The sequence below is a fragment of the Aerococcus sp. L_32 genome (assembly GCF_050689315.1).
This window is the reverse complement of record NZ_JBOEQF010000331.1, coordinates 1-2,150: the sequence shown is the minus strand read 5'-3', so window position 1 is coordinate 2,150 and position 2,150 is coordinate 1. Positions and strand designations below refer to the sequence as shown.

Annotated in this window: 1 protein-coding gene; it reads left to right on the top strand. The window is 43.3% G+C overall.

From position 1 onward, the window contains the following. A partial coding sequence (locus ACRCJ0_RS12505) for an ATP-dependent Clp protease ATP-binding subunit (RefSeq protein ID WP_431390632.1) occupies positions 1-2,107 on the top strand: 2,107 nt, incomplete at its 5' end. Between the last annotated feature and the right edge of the window lie 43 nt (positions 2,108-2,150).

Sequence of the window (2,150 nt, the reverse complement as noted above, 5' to 3'; positions counted from 1 at the left end):
CCGTTCAATTGGCCAGCGTCCCCCAGTACGCAACCGTAGCAACGAGAATAACAACAAACCATCAAACCACGGTAGCAAACGCCCGCAAAGTACGACGCCAACCTTAGACTCTTTAACCAGAGACTTAACGGAACAAGCGCGTAACGGGCAGTTAGACCCAGTGGTCGGTCGTAAGAAAGAATTGCGCCGAATAATGCAAGTCCTTAGCCGTCGAACTAAAAATAATCCAGTTTTAGTAGGAGAACCAGGTGTTGGTAAAACAGCCATCGCTGAAGCAGTTGCCATCGCAGTTGCAAACAACGATGTTGTATCAACCTTAGCCAACAAACGTGTCGTATCTCTTGATGTCGGATCCCTTGTTGCAGGTACTAAATACCGTGGGGAATTTGAAGACCGGGTGAAAAACCTACTAGAGGAAACGGAAAAAGCTGGGAATGTCATCTTATTTATTGACGAATTACATAGCTTAATCGGTGCTGGAGCAGCAGAAGGCGCTATTGATGCTTCCAACTTAATGAAACCAGCCTTAGCTCGTGGTCATCTACAAGTAATCGGGGCAACGACCTTAAATGAATACCAAAAATATATTGAAAAAGATGCCGCTTTAGAACGCCGATTCGCCAAAGTCCTAGTTGACGAACCAAGCGAAGCGGATGCTATCGAAATTCTAAAAGGAATCCGGAAAGATTACGAAAAATTTCATCGGGTAACGATTAAAGATGAGGCTATTGAAGCTGCTGTTCGTCTAGGTAACCGTTATATTGCTGATCGTTTCTTACCAGATAAAGCGATTGATATTATGGATGAAGCTGCAGCAACAGCGCGTTTAGACAATGGTGATAAAGATACTACCCAACAAACCATTGTTGGTATCCGCAAGCAATTAACGGACTTAGAAGACTTGAAGAAACACTATGTGAATACCCAAGAATTCGAAAAGGCTGCAGGCGTCCACCAACAACAGCAACAATTAAGTCAAGAATTGTTTAACTTACAAAACAACCCACAAGTTGTTTCAGATGGGCCGTTCGATCTTGAAATCGATAGCCAAAATGTAGCGGATATTGTTGCAATGTGGACAGGCGTGCCAATGCAACAATTAACCCAAAGTGAAAACCAACAGTTAATCAAACTAGAAGACCACTTACACAAACGTGTCAAAGGGCAAGATGAAGCCGTTAAGAGCGTGGCTCGTGCCATACGTCGTGCGCGGTCTGGTATTAAGGATCCAAACCGTCCAATCGGTTCATTCATGTTCCTTGGCCCAACAGGTGTTGGTAAAACTGAATTAGCCAAAGCCCTAGCAGGTGAAATGTTTGGTTCAGACACCAATATCATCCGTTTAGACATGTCTGAATACATGGAAAAATACTCAACAAGTCGAATGATTGGTTCAGCACCAGGTTACGTCGGCTATGATGAAGGCGGTCAGTTGACTGAACAAGTTCGTCAACACCCATATTCAGTTGTATTATTTGATGAGATTGAAAAAGCCCACCCAGATGTCTTCAATATGCTACTACAAGTCTTAGATGATGGTTATATTACGGACTCTAAAGGCCGTAAAGTAGACTTCCGTAACACAGTCATGATCATGACGTCTAACTTGGGCGCAACTGCTATCCGTGACGATAAAAACGTCGGATTCGGTGCCAAACAAGCCACAGATAGTCATGAAGAAATGGACAGCCGTATCCGTAAAGAATTAAAGTCTGCCTTTAGACCAGAATTCTTAAACCGTGTGGATGAAATCATCGTCTTCCATACATTAGCGGAAGCGCAAATTGTTGAAATCGTACAGAAATTTACTACAGCCCTAACCAAATTATTAGCAGAGCAAGGCGTGAAACTACGTGTGACGCAAGGTGCTAATAAAGAAATTGCAAGTAAAGGCTTTGATAAAGAGTACGGTGCACGTCCATTACGCCGTGTAATCCAACAAAAAGTTGAAGATCCAATTGCTGAAATGTTAATCGCTGATAAGATAAGCGAAGGCGACGTTGTCACAGTCGGTGCCCGCCAAGGTGAATTATATATCCGTGTGAAACACCCAGATGGCCAAGAAGAAAGCAACGACGTCAAAGACTTGATTAGTGCAGGTCAATAAGCTTTCACAACAAGTCGTATGAAGCGGACTGTAACGTTGATAC